This window comes from Acinetobacter sp. YH01011, assembly GCF_013420785.1.
Classification (GTDB): domain Bacteria; phylum Pseudomonadota; class Gammaproteobacteria; order Pseudomonadales; family Moraxellaceae; genus Acinetobacter; species Acinetobacter towneri.
The window spans coordinates 240,928-248,224 of the sequence record NZ_VOYG01000003.1 but is presented as its reverse complement, the minus strand read 5'-3'; the positions used below and the strand labels follow the sequence as shown (position 1 = coordinate 248,224).

Here is a 7,297-nt window from a genome sequence, read left to right as displayed (position 1 = left end):
TTGTTCCATTTTAGAGATTTGTTTAAGATAAGATATAACTCATTGAGATGTGTCATAGTATTCGTCGTTAGAAAACAATTATTGTGACATTATTTCAATGAGTTATCTATTTTTGTCGTGTACAGAGCCTTTTTATATAAAAATCACTATATTTAAGGATATTCAGTTACAGCAATATCACGCACAATCTATTTATCAAAATTATTTATAGAACAGCACAGGAGTATTTGTCATGATTCACAGAGATCTCGTTTTACCTGTGCCTGTTCTGCTGATTGATGATCAGGTAGAAGCATCACAAAATTTAAGCCACATTTTACAAAATTTTGGCTACCCTAAAGAGGTTCTACTTTGCAGCCCATCGCTCGCAAATGCAGTGCTGATGGTGCAGCAACATTTGCCTAATTTGGTATTTATCAATTTACAGTCTTGGTCAAAAGCTCAAATTGATTTTATCCAAAATCTCAAACTTTTCCGTAAAGATACCTTAATTGTGGCGGTGCTGCCTTCAAGTATGCCAAAACAATTGCTACAAGCTATTCATTTAGGCATTTCAGCCTATGTCTTTAGCGACCAATCTGCAACAGGCATGCAAAACCAGATTCGCACCATTTTACGTGGCGGCTCACCGCTAGACGGCAACTTAGCCAATGAAATCTTAGCCTGCGAACAATCCATTGTCGCACATGGTCATTCTTTGGCACTCTCTAAAACTGAACATGAAATATTGGCGCTTTCAGGACAAGGTTTACCTTCACAACAAGTTGCTGCCAACCTGAATGCTTCAGAACAACTGGTGCATGGTTATGTGAAAAGTATTTATCGCAAAATTATGAATGCGGATGATGCGATGTGCTGTTTTTCTTAAATTATTGATCAATAAATATCAATCAAAAATATAAGTCTTAAATAAATATTAGAAACAAAAAAAGAGCGATGTCTGGCATCGCTCTTTTTACCTGTTATAAATGTTTGAAACTAAACAATACTATCGGTCAGGATACGCTGCGCATTGTGTGGTTCTTCACCCTCAGCTGCTTTTACACGCACCCAAGTTCCATCACCCTGCAACAGCCACGCCTGTTGATTGTCTTGCATGTAGGTCAATAAACCTTGCTCATAAATACGCTTTTTCAAAGCTGGATCTTCAATTGGGAAACACGCTTCAACGCGGTTAAATAAGTTACGATCCATCCAGTCAGCACTTGAACAATAAATACGTGGATTGCCATTATTAGAGAAATAATAGACACGGGTATGTTCAAGGAAACGTCCGACAATCGAACGCACACGGATATTTTCCGATAAGCCCGGCAAACCTGGGCGCAAGCAGCAAATTGAACGGATGATGAGATCAATTTGCACACCCGCCTGAGACGCCTCGTACAATTTATTGATCAATTGCATTTCAGTCAGTGCATTCACTTTCACAATAATTTGTGCGGGCTTACCTGCTTTAGCATTGGCAATTTCTTCATCAATATAATTCACCAACTGTGCGTGCAGGGTAAATGGTGCATGCAACAACTTTTTCAGTTTTGCCATTTTACCCATGCCTGTTAGCTCTTGGAAAATACGATGCACATCTTCACACAGCTCTTTGTCTGTGGTCAGTAAACCATAGTCGGTATAAATACGCGCATTGCCTGCGTGGTAGTTACCTGTGCCTAAATGTACATAACGCACCAATTTATTATTTTCACGGCGCACCACCAAAATCATTTTGGCGTGGGTTTTATACCCCACAATACCGTACACAACCACAGCGCCCGCTTCTTGCAACACGTTAGCCACAGCAATGTTAGATTCTTCATCAAAACGTGCACGCAGTTCAATCACCGCAGTCACTTCTTTACCGTTTCGTGCAGCCTCTGCAAGCACTTGTACAATTTCAGAATCTGCGCCACTACGATATAAAGTTTGTTTGATTGCCAAGACTTGTGGATCACGTGCAGCTTCACGCAGCAAGTTAATCACGGGTGCAAAAGATTCAAACGGATGGTGTAATAAAATGTCTTGCTTTTGCATCGCTGAAAAAATATTTTCAGACTTTTTTAACACCTTTGGAATGGCGGGTGTATGTGAATCATAACGTAAATGTGGACGTTTAAAATTAGACAATAAACGCGCCAAGTTCACTGGGCCATCTACTTTATAAAGTTGTTCTTCTTCAAGATCGAACTCATCTAGCAAATAATCATAAATGGCTTTCGGGCAGTTGTGCGTTACTTCTAAACGTACCGCACGACCAAAACGGCGTGAGTTTAATTCGCCTTTTAGGGCTTTGGCCAAGTCTTCTACATCTTCATTTAAGGCCAAATCTGCATTACGGGTCACACGGAATTGATAGCATCCAGTCGCAGTCATGCCCGGGAATAAGTCAGACACATGCTCATGAATAATTGCTGAAAGCATGACGTGGTGCTCTTTACCGCCTGTAAGTTCATCGGGTAAACGAACTACACGTGGTAATGAACGTGGTGCAGGAACAACCGCCAAATCAATTTGACGACCAAAAGCATCTTTCCCTTCTAAAGTCACAATAAAATTCAGACTTTTATTGACCAAACGTGGAAATGGATGTGCAGGGTCTAGGCTAATTGGGGTTAATACAGGGGCAACTTGCTCTTGGAAATATTTTTTCACCCATGCCGATTGTGCAGGGGTTAATTCACCACGACGTAAGAAACAAATGTCTTCTTCACGTAATTTTGGCAAAATTTCCTGATTTAAAATACGGTACTGGCGTTCAATAGCAGCATGTGCTGTTTTAGAAATTTGATCTAACACCTGCTTAGGGGTTAAACCATCTGGACTACGGCTTTCATTGCCCAAGTCCAATTGTTCCATCATGCCCGCAACACGAATTTCAAAAAACTCATCCAAGTTACGTGAAAAAATCAGCAGGAAGTTCATGCGTTCCAACAAAGGATGCAACGGATCGACAGCTTGCTCAAGCACGCGTAAATGGAAATCTAAAATAGACAGTTCGCGGTTAATGTAGCGATCATTATATGTATATTCTGTTTGCGCAGGAGTCGCGCCTGTTGCCGTATTCATACCCACCTATGCTTTTTTAAAATGTTTGGCACTGCTACAAGTATGCTTCAATTTTGTGACATTTTCATAAAAAAAGCCTAAAAAATTAGGCTTTGTGGATATTTTCACATTTTATAGTTTGTTTTCGCTCAATTTAGGGAATTTCCGCATAACGCATATAGCGCTGCACCATCTGTTTACGGGCTTTTAATGCCCCCGCATTACGATGTTCCTGAAAATATTTTGGATTGGTTAAAATCGCAGCCAAGAAAATTGCTTGATCACGGCTTAAACTTTTTGCACTTTTGCCAAAATAATGCTGTGCCGCAGCTTCGGCACCATAAATATTATCGCCAAATTCTACCGAGTTGAGATAGACCTCTAAAATACGCTGCTTTGACCACATGCGTTCCATCATCCATGTCGCCACAACTTCTTGCCCTTTACGCAAAAAAGATCGCTTATTGTATAAAAACAAATTCTTGGCGAGCTGCTGAGAAATTGTGGAACCACCTGCAACAACCTTGCCTTCATCTTTGTTCCGTTCCAGCGCAGTTTGAATACCTTCCCAGTCAAAGCCATGATGTTGCATAAATTTGCCATCTTCGGCAGTCACCACAGCTCGCTTTAAATTATCACTGAGTTGGTCATAGTCGCGCCATTGATGTTGTATAGGCTTACTCGGTTCAGCCCAATAATCCAAACGCATCATCATGGTCGATTGCACAGGCTGCGTACGCCACCACACCAAGCTGCTAAAAATCCATAATTGAACCAAAAGCACCACACTAACAAGAATTAACAAAGTTCGTATAAAAAAAGCTTTCATCTTGGTGCATGGCTCCTGAAGCGTTATTTTTTCGTGTTAAGCTTAGATTGATCACTACGACACAATATTCAAATATATGTCCCAACATCCCCCAAACCTGCGCAACAATAAAGTTGAAATTCACCTGTGGTGGATTACCGCAGCCCTGATTGCAATAAACGTGGCTTTGTTTGCATGGCAAGTGCTCAACGGCATGAACATTAGCAATCCTAGCCCGCAAGATGCAATACGCTGGGGTGCTGATTATGCACCTTTAACCTTTTTGGCGGAACCCATTCGCCTGTTCAGCAGCATGTTTTTTCATTTCGGTTTAGTACATTTAATGTTAAATATGTGGGCCTTGTATATTTTTGGCAGCGTCAGTGAACAGTTGTTTGGGCGTGTCTATTTTATAGTGTTATATGTTTGCGCAGGTTTGATGGGTAGCCTGCTTAGTGGCTATGTCAGCATTCAAGACAGCTATACCCTGCTCGAACAAGGTGTCGCTAATCCAAAGCTGTTACCTAGCGTGGGTGCAGGTGCATCGGGTGCAGTGATGGGACTTGGAGCTGCACTGACGGTATTGGCGTTATTGCCCCAATTACCTCGCCAAAAATTTCTGTTGGATGGCAAGACTTTGGTGATGGTGATGGCACTGAACTTAGGTATGGGCTTTATGATCAGTGGCATTAATAATGCTGCACATATTGGCGGCATGCTCATGGGCGCAGCCATGACACTCATTTGGTACCTTGGACAACGCAGCAAACACAGTAACTTAGTGAACAGTTTTGCGATGCTCCTTGCACCATTGGGTTGTGCTGCATTTTACTGGTATTGCCATAAACTGCTTGCTCCAATTCAACCCCTTTGGCAAGAACTGCTTAGCATGATGCAACGCAGTCTGGGTTGAACAATCAACCTTTACAGCAAGTAAAACAACATCAACTAGAGATGAATCAGGACTGATTCATCTCCCTTAAACTTTGCAGTGGCGGAATATCGCATAAATAACTTAAACGATAACGTCCAATCAAGGCACACAGCACGGTCATAAATACAGGCAAAATCAGCCAGATTTCCCAATGTGGTTGCAGCATTAAATCCATGCGGTAACTGGCAACAGCACTAATGACTTCGGCAAATAAACACGCCACCATTCCCGCTATAAAGCCCATAAAACCGATTTCCAGACTCAACATACGTTTGAGTTTTTGTTTAGAACTACCAAAAGAACGCAGTAATGCGACTTCGCGTTTGCGCTCATCCATCAGCAAGTTTAAACACGCGATTAATACCAACAGCCCAGACACACTCACCAAAATGGCTAAAATGGTGATGATCTGCACCAACACATTCACAATGCGTTTAATTTCATCCAAAATTAGGCTGACATCAATAAACACTGTGTTGGCAAATTGCTGAATCAATTGAATTAGTTTCGGTTTATCTGCTTCAGGCACATAGAAACTGCCCAAATAACTGCCTGCATTTTCATCCATAGTGTGCGGTGAAAAAATAAAGAAAAAATTTGGACTAAAGCTTTCCCACTCCACCGTACGCAGATTAATCACTTCGGCTTCAAGTATGCCTTCAGGCAAACTAAAACTGAGTCGATCACCAATTTGAATGCCCAACTCGGCAGCCGTATCTGCTTCTACTGACACTTGTCCCACTGCACTGAAATTGGCTTGCCCATTTACAATGATATTATCGGCAGGATAACGGTCAGACTGTGTCAGGTTGAGTTCGCGTCTTAACGTATTGCTTTGCTGAATTAAGGCGTCGGCAAAAGGTTGATCATTTTTGGCGACCAAACGCCCGCGTATATTTGGATAAAGTGGCGTGCTGTGCCACTGCTGCTGCGTTAATTGTTGTTGAAACTCAGGCATATCAAACGGTGGCAAGCCGTAAACAAACTGATTGGGTGTTCCTTCGGGCAATTGCTGCTGCCAACGATCTAGCAGGTCGGTACGCAACACTGCAAGTACCGTAATTAAACTTAATCCTAAAGCCAATGCAGTAATTTGAAATGCCGTGACAGCAGGCGCACGAATATACGCTGCGAGTCTGCCTTTAGAATGACGCAATAATTTTAATAAACTCCACACCACTCCATACAGCAATACGCACAGCGCAATAATCGCACCAATCACCCATGTACTAAGCACTAAACTTTCGGTCAAGACCACACAAAATACGATTAGACTTAGCGTCCCTGTAAGCAACATCCACCACCAAGCGCGCATGCTTTTGTCTTGTTGGCGAATCACGCGAATCGGTGCGGTATTCAGCAATTGCAATAAATTAGGCAGCACAAAACCCAACAACACCACAGCACTGGTCAGCATGGCGATTGGCAATGGCCCAAGCAACATTGCCATGGCTGAAAATTGAATTTCCAGGTGCGGAATCAGTTGCAGCATGATTTGCAACAAAGCATAGCCCAAGGTCACGCCCAAAATACTGCCAATGCCCATAGCGATAATTAAGACCAAAGCAAGCAAAGCCAAATAAGCGGCTAAAATTTGTCGTTTACTTGCACCAATACAACGTAATAAGGCGATATGATCCTGATTTTGTTGCACATAGCGCTGACTGGTCAAACCAATCGCAATCCCACACAATAAAATGGTCAGGATATTCGCTAACTGTAAAAAGGTATCTAAATTGGCAATGGGGCGCATTAAGCGAGTATTGCCTTCACTGGCATTGCGTAGTCTTAAACTACTTTGTTCTTCAAAGTTTTGTTCAGGGCTGGCCGTTTGCTGTGCCTGTGCAGGCTGTTGTGTATGTGTTTTAAAATACTGCTCAAAATTTTGTGTATCTTTGGCGCTGCCTGCCAACAACAAACGGTAATCTATGCGGCTACCCACTTGAATCGCGTGGGTACGTGCCACATCGGCCTGTGAAATAATTACTGTCGGCGAAAAACCTGAAAAACCGAGTTCCTGATTAGAATCATGTTCAATTTTGGCAGTCACGGTAAATGCTGCATCGGCAATATTCACCGTTTCACCAAGTTTAACGTGAAGCAAATCCATGGCACGTTGGCTGAGCCAAATTTCACCAGATTGAATCTTGTCCGCTGCAGGACTCACCCTCAATTCACCACGTAACGGAAAATTGTGCTCAATCGCTTTGACATTCACCATCACAAATTGCGCTTGAGTATGTGCCATCGAACTAAATACAGTCACATGCGACTGTTGTAACTGATGTGCAGTCGCCTGATCCTGCCAGTCTTGCGCAATGGGCTCATTGTCACTCAGGACTAAATCACCCGCCAACATTTCTGCCGCTTGCAACGCTACCGCATTTTGAATTTGTTCATTGCTAAACTTTAAGGCCGTGGTCGCACTAATCGCTAAAGTCAGCGCAATAATCAGTAAATATACACCACTGCTTTTAAAACTCTGCTTTAACAGCGGATGAAATAATGCGTTCATT

Annotated in this window: 5 protein-coding genes; 2 read left to right on the top strand and 3 right to left on the bottom strand. The window is 42.4% G+C overall.

Going from position 1 to position 7,297, the window contains the following annotated elements; all coding sequences use genetic code 11:
• The first annotated feature begins 232 nt into the window (after nt 1–232).
• Nucleotides 233–868 (top strand): LuxR C-terminal-related transcriptional regulator, encoded by a 636-nt coding sequence (locus FTT78_RS03785; protein WP_096900972.1) that lies wholly within the window; start codon nt 233–235, stop codon nt 866–868.
• Nucleotides 869–978: 110 nt separating this feature from the next.
• Here FTT78_RS03785 and ppk1 read toward each other — a convergent pair whose 3' ends face one another.
• Together ppk1 and mtgA are read right to left on the bottom strand one after the other, a co-directional pair.
• The gene (ppk1, locus tag FTT78_RS03780; protein ID WP_096900973.1) at nt 979–3,060 is read right to left on the bottom strand and encodes a polyphosphate kinase 1; all 2,082 of its coding nucleotides are present in this window, start codon (nt 3,058–3,060) and stop codon (nt 979–981) included.
• A 133-nt stretch (nt 3,061–3,193) separates the two neighbouring features.
• Complete coding sequence (gene mtgA, locus FTT78_RS03775) at nt 3,194–3,868, bottom strand: monofunctional biosynthetic peptidoglycan transglycosylase (protein ID WP_004972019.1); 675 nt, start codon at nt 3,866–3,868, stop codon at nt 3,194–3,196.
• 76 nt (nt 3,869–3,944) lie between these two features.
• On the opposite strand from mtgA, the gene FTT78_RS03770 reads away from it, so the two are divergent.
• Complete coding sequence (locus FTT78_RS03770; RefSeq protein WP_004972022.1) at nt 3,945–4,760, top strand: rhomboid family intramembrane serine protease; 816 nt, start codon at nt 3,945–3,947, stop codon at nt 4,758–4,760.
• A 46-nt stretch (nt 4,761–4,806) separates the two neighbouring features.
• On the opposite strand, the gene FTT78_RS03765 is transcribed toward FTT78_RS03770, so the two are convergent.
• Nucleotides 4,807–7,296 (bottom strand): ABC transporter permease, encoded by a 2,490-nt coding sequence (locus FTT78_RS03765; protein ID WP_179993569.1) that lies wholly within the window; start codon nt 7,294–7,296, stop codon nt 4,807–4,809.
• Between the last annotated feature and the right edge of the window lies 1 nt (nt 7,297).

Coding starts and splice junctions, on each gene's coding strand:
- FTT78_RS03785 (WP_096900972.1), top strand. CDS start 233: ATGATTCACAGAGATCTCGTTTTACCTGTGCCTGTTCTGCTGATTGAT.
- ppk1 (WP_096900973.1), bottom strand. CDS start 3,060: ATGAATACGGCAACAGGCGCGACTCCTGCGCAAACAGAATATACATAT.
- mtgA (WP_004972019.1), bottom strand. CDS start 3,868: ATGAAAGCTTTTTTTATACGAACTTTGTTAATTCTTGTTAGTGTGGTG.
- FTT78_RS03770 (WP_004972022.1), top strand. CDS start 3,945: ATGTCCCAACATCCCCCAAACCTGCGCAACAATAAAGTTGAAATTCAC.
- FTT78_RS03765 (WP_179993569.1), bottom strand. CDS start 7,296: ATGAACGCATTATTTCATCCGCTGTTAAAGCAGAGTTTTAAAAGCAGT.